This is a genomic window from Maribacter vaceletii (assembly GCF_003634105.1).
Lineage (GTDB): Bacteria > Bacteroidota > Bacteroidia > Flavobacteriales > Flavobacteriaceae > Maribacter_B > Maribacter_B vaceletii.
On record NZ_RBIQ01000011.1, the window covers coordinates 1 to 14,543 of the forward strand.

General features: G+C 33.1%; 8 protein-coding genes, 1 tRNA gene and 1 pseudogene. 7 read left to right on the forward strand and 3 right to left on the reverse strand.

Annotated features, from left to right (window positions below; translation table 11 throughout):
- Positions 1–573 precede the first annotated feature (573 nt).
- The 3 genes and pseudogenes from CLV91_RS14150 to CLV91_RS14160 form a co-directional block, all read right to left on the reverse strand.
- On the reverse strand, positions 574–2,037 hold the full coding sequence (locus CLV91_RS14150; protein WP_121068885.1) for a glutamate synthase subunit beta: 1,464 nt from the start codon (positions 2,035–2,037) through the stop codon (positions 574–576).
- Positions 2,038–2,039: 2 nt separating this feature from the next.
- A pseudogene (gene gltB, locus CLV91_RS14155) lies at positions 2,040–6,541 on the reverse strand (glutamate synthase large subunit).
- A 329-nt stretch (positions 6,542–6,870) separates the two neighbouring features.
- Positions 6,871–8,013, reverse strand: coding sequence for an acyl-CoA dehydrogenase family protein (locus tag CLV91_RS14160; RefSeq protein ID WP_121068886.1), 1,143 nt, complete (start codon positions 8,011–8,013; stop codon positions 6,871–6,873).
- 275 nt (positions 8,014–8,288) lie between these two features.
- Between CLV91_RS14160 and CLV91_RS14165 the strand changes: the two genes are divergently transcribed.
- The 7 genes from CLV91_RS14165 to CLV91_RS14195 all read left to right on the forward strand — a co-directional run bounded on the left by CLV91_RS14165 (position 8,289) and on the right by CLV91_RS14195 (position 14,524).
- Positions 8,289–9,521 (forward strand): Glu/Leu/Phe/Val dehydrogenase dimerization domain-containing protein, encoded by a 1,233-nt coding sequence (locus CLV91_RS14165; protein ID WP_121068887.1) that lies wholly within the window; start codon positions 8,289–8,291, stop codon positions 9,519–9,521.
- A 215-nt stretch (positions 9,522–9,736) separates the two neighbouring features.
- On the forward strand, positions 9,737–11,131 hold the full coding sequence (nhaD, locus tag CLV91_RS14170; protein WP_121068888.1) for a sodium:proton antiporter NhaD: 1,395 nt from the start codon (positions 9,737–9,739) through the stop codon (positions 11,129–11,131).
- A 59-nt stretch (positions 11,132–11,190) separates the two neighbouring features.
- Positions 11,191–11,883: a MotA/TolQ/ExbB proton channel family protein gene (locus tag CLV91_RS14175; protein ID WP_121068889.1), complete on the forward strand. Its 693-nt coding sequence runs from the start codon at positions 11,191–11,193 to the stop codon at positions 11,881–11,883.
- An 11-nt stretch (positions 11,884–11,894) separates the two neighbouring features.
- Positions 11,895–12,281, forward strand: coding sequence for an ExbD/TolR family protein (locus CLV91_RS14180; RefSeq protein WP_121068890.1), 387 nt, complete (start codon positions 11,895–11,897; stop codon positions 12,279–12,281).
- The gene (locus CLV91_RS14185) at positions 12,281–13,180 is read left to right on the forward strand and encodes an energy transducer TonB (RefSeq protein WP_121068891.1); all 900 of its coding nucleotides are present in this window, start codon (positions 12,281–12,283) and stop codon (positions 13,178–13,180) included. The genes CLV91_RS14180 and CLV91_RS14185 overlap by 1 nt, the downstream gene beginning before the upstream one ends.
- Positions 13,177–14,388 carry a bifunctional folylpolyglutamate synthase/dihydrofolate synthase gene (locus CLV91_RS14190; protein ID WP_121068892.1) on the forward strand — a complete coding sequence of 404 codons (1,212 nt, stop codon included), beginning with the start codon at positions 13,177–13,179 and terminating at the stop codon, positions 14,386–14,388. Before CLV91_RS14185 ends, CLV91_RS14190 begins: the two co-directional genes overlap by 4 nt.
- Before the next feature lie 61 nt (positions 14,389–14,449).
- Positions 14,450–14,524 (forward strand) — tRNA-Val (locus CLV91_RS14195).
- The last annotated feature ends 19 nt before the right edge of the window (positions 14,525–14,543 follow it).

Consider the following 14,543-nt stretch of genomic DNA (forward strand, 5'->3'; position numbering starts at 1 on the left):
CGCCGATGGTACTGCTACACCAAGTGGGAGAGTAGGAAGCCGCCTTCTTCAAAGTCCGATACATTACGTATCGGACTTTTTTTATGCCCTATTTTAAAAAATAGTACATAGTATACAGTACTAGTTCACTAATCTTGTACTAATTAAATTACCAGTTGCCTTTGTAAATAAATGTATGATAGTGTTTTGTTTATATACAAGAACTATTCCTTCATATTAATCAAGAATCAATCACATATCTATAAGAAAAAATAGAAATATATCTTTTAAAGCTTAGACTAGGTCTTAAAATAATATTTAATATAATTGGCTTGTACTATATATAGTATTTAATATTAGTTTATGAGAGTTGTATCTGAAGAAAATAAGAAGGAAAACCTCTAGGACTAAAAAAAATAACATGTCTATTAAAGTTATATGCTTTAAAAAAAAACTTGAAAAGATGGTTGTTTTTTTAAAGCAAATGAATGTGTTATTTAATAAGTTATTATACTAATAGATAGTACGGAATAATAAAACAAAAAAAAGGGTTGCTTTATACTTAAAGCAACCCTTTTTTATTTTACTTAAGTTTTATATTCCTGGTAAATCTCCAGCCATATTCTTAGATGGTAAATCCGATTTACCCATTAAGTATTTATCTACTTGTCTAGCAGCTTCTCTTCCTTCCGAAATAGCCCATACTATTAAGGATTGTCCTCTACGCATATCTCCAGCAGAAAATATATTAGAAACATTTGTTTGGTATTTGCCATATTTAGCTTTATAATTAGAACGAGCATCTGTTTTTATACCTAACTGTTTTGCTAAGTAATTTTCTGGCCCGGTAAACCCTAAAGCAAGTAGAGCTAAATCACAAGGCCAAGTTTTTTCTGTTCCTTCAATTTCAATTAATTTTGGACGTTGGCCAGGAATCATTTCCCATTCTACATTAACGGTTTTTAAAGCAGTTAATTTTCCTGTTTCATCAGTTACAAATTCTTTCGTATTTATTAACCAGTTACGTTCTACCCCTTCTTTGTGAGAAGAAGATGTTTTTAATTGTAGTGGCCAATAAGGCCATGGTGTAGAAGGTGAACGGTGTCCTGGTGGTTTTGGCATAATTTCAAAATTAATTACCGATTTTGCACCTTGACGATTTGATGTCCCTACACAATCAGAACCAGTATCTCCACCGCCAATTACAATTACATTTTTATCAGTTGCAAGAACTTGATCTTTTACTTCTTTACCAAAAACAACTTTTGTCTGTTGCGTTAAGAAATCCATTGCTTGTACAACACCATCAGCATCAATACCAGGAGTTGGTAAAGAACGCCTTTCTGTAGCTCCGCCAGCTAAAACAATAGCACTAAAAGCTTTTAACTCATCAATAGAAACATTTTTTCCAACATTAGAGTTCACTTTAAAAATAATTCCTTCAGCTTTTAAAATTTCAACTCTACGGTCAATAATACCTTTTTCCATTTTAAAGTTAGGTATTCCATATCGTAATAAACCACCAACTTCATCATCTCTTTCAAAAACAGTTACTAAATGACCTGCTCTATTTAGTTGTTGTGCAGTAGCTAAACCCGCAGGTCCAGAACCTACAATAGCAACAGTTTTTCCGGTTCTCTTTTTAGGAGTTTGTGGTTTTATCCATCCTTCTTTAAAAGCACGTTCAACAATATTTTTTTCTATATTTTCTATTGAAATAGGGTCTTCTATAATTCCCAAAACACATGCTTGTTCACACGGGGCTGGACATAAACGACCGGTAAACTCTGGGAAATTATTTGTAGAATGTAATATCAAGGAAGCTTTTTGCCACTCTCCTTGATGTACCATATGATTAAAATCTGGTATTAAATTTCCTAATGGACATCCACTATGACAAAAAGGTATACCACAATCCATACAGCGTGATCCTTGTTCAGTAATTTCTTTATCACTTAAAGGAACTGTAAATTCTTTATAATCTTTAACACGCTTTTCAACAGCAGTGTATTGTTCGTCTTTTCTTTCGAATTCTTTAAATCCTGTTGTCTTTCCCATAATTACGCTATTGTTAATTCTTCTACCATTGGTTCTTCATTTGCAATACGCTCCAGAGCTACTTTGTATTCTTTAGGCATTACTTTCACAAATTTAGATATACTATTTTCCCAATCAGCTAAAATTTCTTTACCTCTATTACTATTAGTATTGGCAACATGTTTTTGTATTAATCCTTTTAATTCTTTTTCATCTTCTCCTGATATAGGGTCAAAATCTACAGTTTCTTCATTGCAGAGACCGTTAGTAAATTTTCCATTATTGTTTAATACATAGGCATAACCACCGCTCATACCTGCAGCAAAATTACGTCCAGTATCTCCTAAAACAACAATTCTTCCACCAGTCATATATTCACAACAGTGGTCTCCTACTCCTTCTACTACAGCTGTAGCTCCAGAATTACGAACTGCAAAACGTTCACCAGCAATACCATTTATGTATGCTTCTCCTTTTACAGCTCCAAATAAACAAACATTACCAACTATTATATTGTGTTCTGCTATGAAATCTGCTTCAGCTGGTTTTTTAATAATTATTTTACCACCAGAAAGCCCTTTTCCTAAATAATCATTAGTATTGCCTTCAACAGTATATGTAATTCCACTTGCTCCAAAAACACCAAAACTTTGACCAGCAGAGCCTTTAAAATTAAGGTTTAAAGTGTCTTCAGGTAACCCTAGGTGACCATATATTTTAGACACTTCATTAGAAACTATTGCTCCTAAAGAACGATCAGTGTTATGTATAGGGTAATTTAAAGTAGTAATCTCTTTTCTGAAAATTGCTGCATGCGCATCTTTTAGTATTTGAAAATCCATTACATTTTCTAAATTATGGTCTTGCTTTTCGGTATTTTTTAAAGTAGAATTATTATACTCTGCAGGTTGATATAAAATAGCAGATAAATCTAACCCTTTAGCTTTATAATGCTTTATAGCTTTATTGGTGTCTATTTTTTGGGTTTGTCCAATCATTTCATCTACAGTTCTAAATCCTAAGTCTGCCATGATTTCTCTAAGCTCGTTAGCAACATAATAGAAGAAATTAATTACATGTTCTGGAGTACCTTTAAAGTTTTTTCTTAACTCTTTATCTTGGGTAGCAATACCTACAGGGCATGTGTTTAAATGGCATTTACGCATCATAATACAACCAGAGGCAACTAGAGGAGCAGTTGCAAAACCAAATTCTTCAGCTCCTAATAATGCAGCTACAGCTACATCTCTACCAGTTTTTAATTGTCCGTCGCATTCTACAACAATACGAGAACGCAAGTTGTTAAGTACTAAGGTTTGTTGTGCTTCTGCTAAACCAAGCTCCCTGCATGTTTTAAAGAGGTTAATGGAGATGCTCCAGTACCACCGTCATATCCAGAGATTAATACTACATCTGCTTTAGCTTTAGAAACACCAGCGGCAATAGTACCAACACCTACTTCGGATACTAATTTTACATTTATCCTAGCTTCGCGATTTGCATTTTTTAAATCGTAGATTAATTGTGCTAAATCCTCAATAGAATATATATCGTGATGCGGAGGAGGAGATATTAATCCTACAAATGGAGTAGAATTACGTGTTTCTGCAATCCAAGGTAAAACTTTATGCCCTGGTAATTGGCCACCTTCTCCAGGTTTAGCTCCCTGAGCCATTTTTATTTGTATTTCTTTTGCAGAACTTAAGTAGTGAGATGTTACTCCAAAACGTCCTGATGCAACTTGCTTTATTGCAGAGTTTCTATTGTCTCCATTGGCATCTGGTTGAAAACGTCTTCTGTCTTCACCACCTTCACCAGAGTTAGATTTTCCGCCTAAACGGTTCATGGCAATTGCTAAATTCTCATGCGCTTCACGAGAAATAGATCCGTAAGACATTGCTCCAGTTTTAAAGCGTTTTACAATATCTGTCCATGGTTCTACCTCATCAATAGGAATAGGGTCTAAGTTATTAAACTCAAACAATCCACGAATTGTTAAAAGGTTTTTAGATTGCTCATTTATGGCATCTTTATATATGTCGTACGATTTTTGATCATTTAGTCGTACTGCTTGCTGTAATTTTGCAACTGTTGTTGGGTTAAATAAATGGCGTTCTCCATTACGTCTCCATCTATATTCTCCACCAATATTTAATCCAAGGCGCTTATCAATATAAGTATCTGGATAAGCATATTTATATCTTTTTGTAATTTCTTTTTCAATTTCATAAAGCCCTATACCTTCAATTCTAGAAGCTGTATAAGGGAAATATTTATTTACAAAATTTGAATTGAAACCAACTATTTCAAATATTTGGGAACCTCTGTAGGAATGTAAAGTAGAGATTCCAATTTTATTCATCACTTTTAGAATTCCCTTACCAATAGCTTTATTAAAGTTATCTACAGCCTTTTGCTCATCTAACTTAATAAACCCTTCTTTTACTTGCTCTCTAATAATTTCATTAACCATGTATGGGTTAATAGCAGATGCTCCGTAACCAAATAAAGTAGCAAAATGATGTGGTTCTCTTGGTTCTGCAGATTCTATTACAATATCAAAATAAGAACGCTTACGTAAGCGGTTCATTTGGTGATGCACAAAAGAACATGCTAGTAAAGCAGGAATAGGTGCTAACCCTTCTTTTGCTCCTCTGTCTGATAATATAATAATATTAGTACCTTTTTCTAAAGACTTTGTTATTTTAATAATGATATCATCCAGAGCATCCTCTAAACCATTCATTCCTTGGTCTTTAGTATAAAGCATTTCTATAGTATCTGCTTTAAAACCTTCTACATTAATATTTCTAATTTTTTCTAAATCATTATTAGAAATTACAGGGTTTTGTATTCTTAACTTATGGCATTGTTCTGGTGTTATGTCAAAAATATTTTTGTCATGACCTAAAGCTAAACTAATATCTGTAACAACTTCTTCACGAATACCATCTAAAGGTGGATTGGTAACTTGTGCAAACAGTTGTTTAAAGTAGTTTGATATTAATTGTGGATTATCTGATAAAACTGCTAAAGGTGTATCTATTCCCATAGATCCTAGTGCTTCTTTACCTACTTGCGCCATAGGAACAATCACTTCTTGAATATCTTCTATGGTGTAATTGTATAGACGTTGTCTTGTTTTAAGGTCTAATGTTTCAATAGGACAAACTTCGTTTGTATTTGGAACATCTTTTAACTGCATATTGTTCTGTTTTAACCATTTTTTATATGGCCTTTCAGTAACAATTTTATTTTTTATTTCCTCGTCATCAATAATACGTCCATTATTCATGTCTACTAAAAACATTTTTCCAGGCTCTAAACGTCCGTGACTTTCAATGTCTTTAGGGTCTATATTTACAACACCAACTTCAGAAGACATTATAAGTTTTCCGCTTTTTGTAACGGTATACCTAGAAGGTCTTAAACCGTTACGATCTAATAACGCCCCAATATAATCTCCATCTGTAAAAGGAACAGAAGCAGGTCCATCCCAAGGCTCCATGATACAAGAGTTGTATTCATAAAATGCTTTTCTTTCTTCGGACATTGTTGCATGTTTTTCCCATGCTTCAGGAATAGTCATCATCATAACCTCTGGTAATGAACGTCCAGTTAAGGTTAATAATTCTACAGACATATCCATAGATGCCGAATCAGATTTGTTTGGTAAAATTATTGGGAAAAGCTTTTCAAATTGATCTCCAAAAATATCCGATTTCATTATTTCTTCTCGCACACGCATTCTAGATACATTACCCCTTAAGGTATTAATTTCTCCATTTTGACATAAGAATCTAAATGGTTGCGCTAGCTCCCATGTAGGCATTGTGTTGGTAGAAAAACGTTGGTGTACTAAGGCTAATCTTGTAACTAAATCTGGTTGTTGTAAATCTGTATAATATGGACCAATATCTTCAGGCATTATAATGCCCTTATATATTAAGGTAGTGTTAGATAAACTTGCAACATAAAAGTAGTTGCCTTGCGAAGTTTTAGAATTACGAATAGTATGTTCTGTAATTTTACGAGCAGCATATAATTTAGCTTTAAAAATATTCTCTTCTAAATCCCCTTGCCCAATAAATACTTGTTCTATGTTTGGTTCAGACGCTAAGGCTATTTCTCCCAAATTAGAAGAGTCTACAGGAACTGTTCTCCATCCTAGAATAGTTAAGCCCTGGTCTGTAATTTCTTTTTCAAATTCTTTTTTACAAAAATTGTATTGGTTCTTAATTTTTGGTAAAAAAACCATACCTACGGCATATTTGCGTTGCTCAGGAATAGAAAATTCGCATACTCTTTTAAAATAGTCATGTGGAATGTCTATTAGTAAACCAGCACCATCGCCTGTTTTTCCATCAGAACTTACCCCTCCACGGTGCTCTAGTTTTACTAAAATCTCTAAAGCATCATGTATTATTTGGTTATTCTTTTCCCCGTTAAGGTTACAAATAAAACCTGCTCCACAGTTTTCATGTTCAAATTCTGGTAGGTACAACCCTTGTTTTTTCAACTTCATAGATTATGGTATTTCTTCAAAAATATCAATTTATTTGTGTTTTATTCAACGATTAAGAATAAAACACGTAATAAATTCAATGATTAGGATAAAAGTATAAAAATCACCTAATAATGAATTTTTAAAAGGTTAAAATTATCATAATGATAAAAGTAGTGCATTAATGATTGTTTTGAAAGGTTTTTTAGGGGGTAGTTTGTTGCATATCTTGTTTTGTAACAAATAACCCCAAATATATTAATGCAGTAACAAGCTTTGTAGTGAAAACAAAACAACCTTACCCATGAAAAATCAGGGTAAGGTTGTAAGATGTATTAATTAAAATGGAATTAATCTCTTAAAATGCTTCTAGAAATTACTATTTTTTGAATCTCTGAAGTGCCTTCATAGATTTGCGTAATTTTGGCATCTCGCATTAATCTTTCTACATGGTAATCTTTAACAAAACCATTTCCACCGTGTACTTGTACGGCTTCTACGGTTGTGTCCATAGCAACTTGCGATGCGTAAAGTTTTGCCATAGCTCCAGATAAGTCAAAATTATGTCCTTGGTCTTTATCCCATGCTGCTTTATATACAAGGTGTCTTGCAGCTTCTATTTGAGTGTGCATATCTGCCAATTTAAAAGCAATTGCTTGGTGATTAGAAATTTCTGTCCCAAATGCTTTACGTTGTTTAGAATATTTTTTTGCTAATTCATAAGCACCTGCAGCTATACCTAAAGCTTGTGCAGCAATACCTATTCTTCCTCCTGATAATGTTTTCATTGCAAATTTAAAACCAAACCCATCTTCACCTATTCTATTTTCTTTAGGAACCTTTACGTCATTAAATAGTAAGGAGTGGGTATCACTACCTCGAATTCCTAGTTTATTTTCTTTAGGGCCAATCTCAAAACCTTCTGCTCCTTTTTCTACTATTAGCGCATTAATTCCTTTATGTCCTTTTTCTTTATCTGTTTGTGCTATAACAATATATACACTTGCTGTACTACCATTTGTAATCCAGTTTTTAGTGCCGTTTAGTATATAATGGTCTCCTTTATCTATAGCTGTTGTTTTTTGAGAAGTGGCATCACTACCAGCTTCGGGTTCCGATAAACAAAAAGCACCTATAATTTCTCCAGTTGCTAATTTTGTTAGGTATTTTTCTTTTTGTTCTTCTGTTCCATAGGCCTCAATACCATAACAAACTAAAGAGTTGTTTACAGAGACAACAACAGAAGAAGAGGCATCTACCTTAGATAATTCTTCCATAACAATAGTATAAGAAACGGCGTCTAAACCGCTGCCACCATATTTAGGATTTACCATCATTCCTAGAAAACCTAGCTCTCCCATTTTTTTAACTTGTTCTGCAGGAAATTTTTGAGCATCGTCTCGTTCAATTACTCCTGGAAGCAGTTCGTTTTGTGCGAAATCTCTTGCTGCTTGTTGTATTAATTTTTGCTCTTCTGTTAAGGTAAAGTCCATATGTTTGAAATTATGATAAAATGATAAGGCTAATATAAGGTTATAATGCGAATATCGCATTATTCAAAACTTTGTTTTTTGTTAAATTTCACTAAAGTAATCTACTGAAAATGATTTCATTTTTTTATATTTGCATCACTACATTAAATAGAATTGATGTTTAATTATTAGTTATGAGACAGCAGTAACCCCGAAAGGGGAGTTATATTTATTTTTTTCGGAGAGTACATAAAACAAGTATTGCAAACTAATAATATCATAAAAAATCAATTCTTATGAAAGAATTACTATATACATACGAGAATAAACAAGCAGAAATAGTTTTTAATTGGAAAGATTCTGAGACAGAAGCTGAAGGTTGGACTGTAATTAACTCTTTACGTGGTGGTGCCGCTGGAGGTGGTACTAGAATGCGAAAAGGCTTAGATGTTAATGAGGTTTTGTCTTTGGCGAAAACTATGGAGGTGAAATTTACAGTTTCTGGCCCTGCAATAGGTGGTGCTAAATCTGGAATTAATTTTGACCCTAATGACCCAAGAAAAAAAGGTGTTTTAGAGCGTTGGTATAGAGCGGTAGCTCCTTTATTAAAAAGTTATTATGGTACTGGAGGAGATTTAAATGTAGATGAAATACATGAAGTAATTCCAATTACTGAAGATGCAGGGGTTTGGCACCCACAAGAAGGGGTTTTTAATGGGCATTTTAAGCCCACTGAAGCAGATAAAATAAATAGAATTGGCCAACTTAGATTAGGAGTAATAAAAGCTATTGAGAATTCTATATATTCTCCTGAAGTTTCTAAAAAATATACGGTAGCTGATATGATTACTGGGTATGGTGTTGCAGAGGCGGTAAAGCATTATTACAATATTTATGGAGGCAACGTAAAAGGTAAGAAAGCTGTTATACAAGGGTTTGGAAATGTAGGTAGTGCAGCAGCTTATTATTTGGCATTAATGGGAGCTAAAATAGTAGGCATTATAGATCGTGAGGGCGGAGTTATTAAAGAAGAGGGGTTTTCTTTTGAGGAGATTAAGATGCTATTCTTAAATAAAAACGGAAATACTTTAGTGGCTTCAAAGGAAGATTTTATTCCTTTTGAAGAAATTAATGAACGTATTTGGACTTTACCAACAGAGATTTTTGTGCCATGTGCAGCATCTAGATTAATTACTAAAGAGCAAATATCTAAGATGATAGATACTGGTTTAGAAGTAATTTCTTGTGGTGCTAATGTGCCTTTTGCTGATAAAGAAATATTTTTTGGACCAATAATGGAATATACAGATGGAAAAGTGAGTCTTATTCCAGATTTTATTTCTAACTGTGGGATGGCAAGGGTGTTTGCATATTTTATGGAAAAAAGAGTAGGTATAGATGATGCTTTAATTTTTATGGATACTTCTAAAACCATTAAAGAAGCTATTGAAAAGGTTCATGCAAAAAATAGTTCCAAATTAAATATTAGTAATACTGCCTTTGAAATTGCTTTGAAGCAGTTGGTGTAGTTGATAAAAATATTAAAAGAGTATATATATGTTTTTTATATGTGCTCTTTTTTGTTTTTGATAAAATAAATTTATTAAGAGTTACTATTTTCTAGTATAACTTTTGCCGTTAAGAGTACATTTTTGAATATCTTTAGCCAAAATTCTTTTAGACCGAAATAAAGAATTTTTTAAATATTTTTTTTACAACCAATTTTAATTAAAATTTATCTAGAATGGAATCAGCAATTATTCTTGTCTTTGTGTTAGGATATCTAGCAATAACATTAGAACATAATTTAAAAATTGATAAACTAATACCAGCTTTGGTAATGATGGCTATATGTTGGGCATTAATAGCTTTGGGGATTGATGGTTTTGGTACTTGGTTTGATTCTAGTGCACATGCCCTTGTTGATAATTTTGGAGGCATGGAACATGAAAGTAAGCTGCATTTAATGGAGGAGACTTTATTACATCATCTTGGGAAAACATCGGAGATATTAGTTTTCTTACTTGGGGCTATGACTATAGTAGAAATTATAGATTACTTTGATGGTTTTGCTACTATAAAAAGTTTTATAAAAACAAAAAGTAAGAGTAAAATCTTATGGATATTTTGCTTCTTAGCATTTATATTATCTGCTATTATAGATAATTTAACAGCTACTATTGTTTTAATATCTATTTTGCAAAAGATAGTTAAAGAAAGAGATGTAAGAATATGGTACGCAGGTCTAATAATTATTGCTGCTAATGCTGGTGGAGCTTGGTCTCCAATTGGAGATGTAACAACAACTATGTTGTGGATAGGAAATAAAGTATCCACAGGAAAATTAGTAAGCTTTCTTCTTTTGCCTTCTCTTGTGTGTATGTTGGTTCCGGCATTTATTGCTTCTTTTTTACCAGCGTTTAAAGGGGATTTAAATGTTTCTGAAGAAGAAGATAAAGCCCCAGGAAAATTTAGTGCAAGAATGCTATATCTAGGTTTAGGCGCTATTGTTTTTGTTCCGATATTTAAAACTGTAACTCATTTACCTCCATATGTAGGAATGATGCTTTCTTTAGGAGTAGTTGCAACTTTTGCAGAAATTTATAGTAACAGTAAATTTAATATAACCAGTTTAGATGAGACAGATGGAGAACATATGGCAGCTCACCATAGCCCAGTTCATTCTTCTTTATCTAAAATTGAAATGCCAAGTATCCTTTTCTTTTTAGGAATATTAATGGCAGTTGCTGCATTAGAGTCTTTAGGGCAGTTATTTGGTTTTGCTAGCTGGTTACAAGAGTCTACACCAATGTTAGGAACAGAGTTAGCTGGCACACGTGTTTCGGATTTAGTTGTATTACTATTAGGAGTTGGTTCTGCGGTAATAGATAATGTGCCGTTAGTTGCTGCTAGTTTAGGAATGTTCTCAGAAAGCTTAGATAACCAGTTGTGGCACTTTATTGCTTATGCTGCTGGTACTGGTGGTAGTATGTTAATAATAGGGTCTGCGGCAGGTGTTGTAGCAATGGGTATGGAGAAAATAGATTTCTTTTGGTACCTAAAGAAAATTGCTTGGCTAGCATTCGTAGGATTTTTATCTGGTGCAATAGTATTTATTATATTAAGACAATTTGTATAGGTTACATAATTTAATAGATAAATTACCGTTATAAAGGCAACTCCTATAAGAGAAATTATATGTTATTATTTCAAGATTTAGCGCAAGATTCTACCGCTGGAGATGTACTCTCCGAAGAGAAAACATTATCTGTAATAGATTTAATTTTTAATGGTGGTACAGGTAGTGTAATAATTATATCTGTATTGTTTATTATGCTTGCAGTTGCTTTATATATTTATTTTGAAAGATTGTTAGCAGTAAATGCAGCTTCTAAAATAGATAAAAATTTCATGAATCAAATTCGTGACCATGTAACAAATGGTAAGCTAGATGCGGCTAAATTGTTATGCGCACAAACAGATTCTCCGGTTGCAAGATTAACAGAAAAAGGGGTTTCTAGAATTGGAAAACCTTTAGATGATATTAATACAGCTATTGAAAATGCTGGTACCTTAGAAGTATATAAGTTAGAAAAAAATGTAAGTGTTTTAGCTACTGTTGCTGGTGCTGCTCCAATGATTGGTTTCTTAGGAACCGTAATTGGTATGATTTTAGCATTCCATGAAATGGCAAGTAGTGGTGGACAAGCAGAAATGGGTTCTTTAGCATCAGGTATTTATACTGCTATGACAACAACTGTGGCAGGTCTTATAGTTGGTATTATTGCTTATATGGGGTATAACCATTTAGTGAATAGAACAGATAAAGTAGTACATAAGATGGAGGCTAACGCTGTAGAGTTCTTAGATTTATTAAATGAACCTCTATAGAATCTGTAACTATGAAGTTAAAAGGAAGAAATAAAGTAAGTCCAGACTTTAGCATGTCTTCAATGACAGATATAGTATTTCTGTTGTTGATATTTTTTATGCTTACCGCTAATTCCCCTAATGCTTTAGATTTATTATTACCAAAAGCAAAAGGAAAATCTACAAATACACAGAATGTATCTGTTAGTATAGATAAGAATTTACAGTACTATGTTAATAATGAAAGAATTAACGGAGAGTACATTGAAATTGAATTAAAAAAGGCACTAGAAGGACAAGAAAAACCCACTATTATTCTTAGAGCAGAAGAAAGTGTAGCTATTAAAGAGGCAGTAAACGTTATGGATATTGCAAATAGAAATAGTTATAAGGTTATTTTGGCAGTGCGACCAAATTAATGGCATTTTTAGACACTAAACACAAGAAAAATTCTTTTACAATAACCACACTTTTATTAAGTGTGCTATTGCTTGTGCTTTTTTATATAGGTCTTACCTATATGGACCCTCCTGAGGAAAATGGAATTTCTGTAAATTTTGGAACTACAAGTTTTGGTAGTGGAAAAGTGCAACCTAAAGAAAAAATTAGGTCAGAACCTTTAGATACGCCTCCGGAGGAAACTATGCAAGAAGAAGTTGTGGAAGAGCAAATTCAAGAGCAGGTACCTGAGCAGCAAATTGCAGAAGAATCTCCAGCAGAAAAATTAGTAACACAAGAGAGTGAAGAGTCTATAAAAATAAAGCAACAGCAGCAAGCAAAGAAAAAAGCAGATGAGGCAGCAAAAAAAGCTAAAGCAAAAGCAGAAAGAGTTGCTAAAGAAAAACGAGATGCTGAAGAAAAAATAAGAAAAGAAAAAGCAGCAAAGAAAGCAAAGTTAGATGCTATGATGGGTGGCTTAAATAAATCTGATGGTACTGCATCAGGAAGTGAAGGAGATGATACTAAGGCAGGGGATAAAGGGCAGCCAGATGGAGACCCCTATGCAACTAGTTATTATGGTATCCCAGGTTCTGGAACAGGAACTGGTGGGTATGGGTTAAACGGAAGATCTTTAGTTAATAAAGGTAAAGTTGCGCAAGAGTGTAATGAATCTGGTAGAGTAGTTGTAAAAATTATTGTAGATAGAAACGGTAAAGTTATAAGTGCAACACCTGGAGTTAAAGGCACAACAAATAATAGTGATTGCTTACTAGAGCCAGCAAAAAGAACAGCATTTATGCATAAATGGAATTTAGATTCTAATGCGCCAAGTAAACAAGTAGGTTTTGTTGTTGTTAATTTTAAACTAGGGGAGTGACCTATTTAGAAACACTAGATTGGATGTTTGCACAACTTCCAATGTACCAACAAAAAGGTAAATTAGCCTTTAATGGTAAGTTAGATAATATTAAGAGTTTAGCATTCCATTTAAAAAATCCACATAAAAAATTTAAGAGTATACATGTAGCTGGGACTAATGGTAAAGGTTCTAGTAGTCATATGTTAGCATCTGTTTTGCAAGAAGCTGGGTATAAGGTTGGTTTGTATACATCACCACATTTAAAGGATTTTAGAGAGCGTATTCGCATTAATGGAGAGCCAGTATCAGAAACGTATGTTGTAGATTTTGTAGCGGATAACCTATCCTTTTTTGAAGTGAATAAACTTTCATTTTTTGAGATGACAGTAGGTATGGCTTTTGCTTATTTTGCAAAAGAAAAAGTAGATGTAGCTATAGTTGAAGTTGGTTTAGGGGGAAGGTTAGATTCTACAAACATTATTACTCCGGAGGCTTCTTTGATTACAAATATAGGTTTAGATCATACCGATATGTTGGGAGATACTTTGCCTAAAATAGCTTTTGAAAAAGCAGGGATTATAAAAGAGAATATTCCTGTTGTTATTAGTGAGTACCAAGAAGAAACGGCTAATATTTTTAAGGGTATAGCTAAAAAGAATAATGCTGAAATATTTTTTGCATCTACTTTAGATAGTGAAGAATATATTACAGATTTATTAGGGTCGTATCAAGCAAAAAATATAAAAGGGGTAGTAGCTCTTTTAAAGGTTTTAAAGGCTTTTAAAGTCACAGGAGAGAATATTGAAAAAGGTTTAAAAAATGTAGTAGGTAATACAGGTTTATTAGGTAGATGGCAAGTGCTAGGTACTAAACCTTTATTAGTTTGTGATACTGCTCATAACCAAGAAGGATTAAAATTAGTTGTTGATCAGATAAAAAAGCAAGATTACGCAGATTTACATATTGTTTTAGGTTTTGTAAAGGATAAAAGTTTAGAAACAGTATTGCCGTTATTTCCAAAAAGTGCAAAATATTATTTTTGTAAGCCAAATATTTTTAGAGGATTAAATGAAGATGATTTAAAAAGTAAAGCAGAACTTTTTGGTTTAAAAGGGATTGTATATAACTCAGTCTCAGAAGCTTTAAATGCAGCAAAGAAAAATGCAAAAGAATCTGACTTTATTTTTGTCGGAGGGAGCAATTTTGTAGTTGCAGAAATAGTTTAAAATTTTTCTTTTTTTCTTTGGGTAAACCAAAAACTATTATATATTTGCACACCCTTAACAAGGGCTCTTAGCTCAGTTGGTTCAGAGCACCTGCCTTACAAGCAGGGGGTCACTGGTTCGAATCCAGTAGGGCCCACAGTAATTAAAAAGCTTCC

What these genes read in the sequence shown, in the direction of transcription:
- CLV91_RS14160 (WP_121068886.1), bottom strand. Translation starts at nt 8,013, where the DNA reads ATGGACTTTACCTTAACAGAAGAGCAAAAATTAATACAACAAGCAGCA.
- CLV91_RS14165 (WP_121068887.1), top strand. Translation starts at nt 8,289, where the DNA reads ATGAAAGAATTACTATATACATACGAGAATAAACAAGCAGAAATAGTT.
- CLV91_RS14180 (WP_121068890.1), top strand. Translation starts at nt 11,895, where the DNA reads ATGAAGTTAAAAGGAAGAAATAAAGTAAGTCCAGACTTTAGCATGTCT.
- nhaD (WP_121068888.1), top strand. Translation starts at nt 9,737, where the DNA reads ATGGAATCAGCAATTATTCTTGTCTTTGTGTTAGGATATCTAGCAATA.
- CLV91_RS14150 (WP_121068885.1), bottom strand. Translation starts at nt 2,037, where the DNA reads ATGGGAAAGACAACAGGATTTAAAGAATTCGAAAGAAAAGACGAACAA.
- CLV91_RS14175 (WP_121068889.1), top strand. Translation starts at nt 11,191, where the DNA reads ATGTTATTATTTCAAGATTTAGCGCAAGATTCTACCGCTGGAGATGTA.
- CLV91_RS14185 (WP_121068891.1), top strand. Translation starts at nt 12,281, where the DNA reads ATGGCATTTTTAGACACTAAACACAAGAAAAATTCTTTTACAATAACC.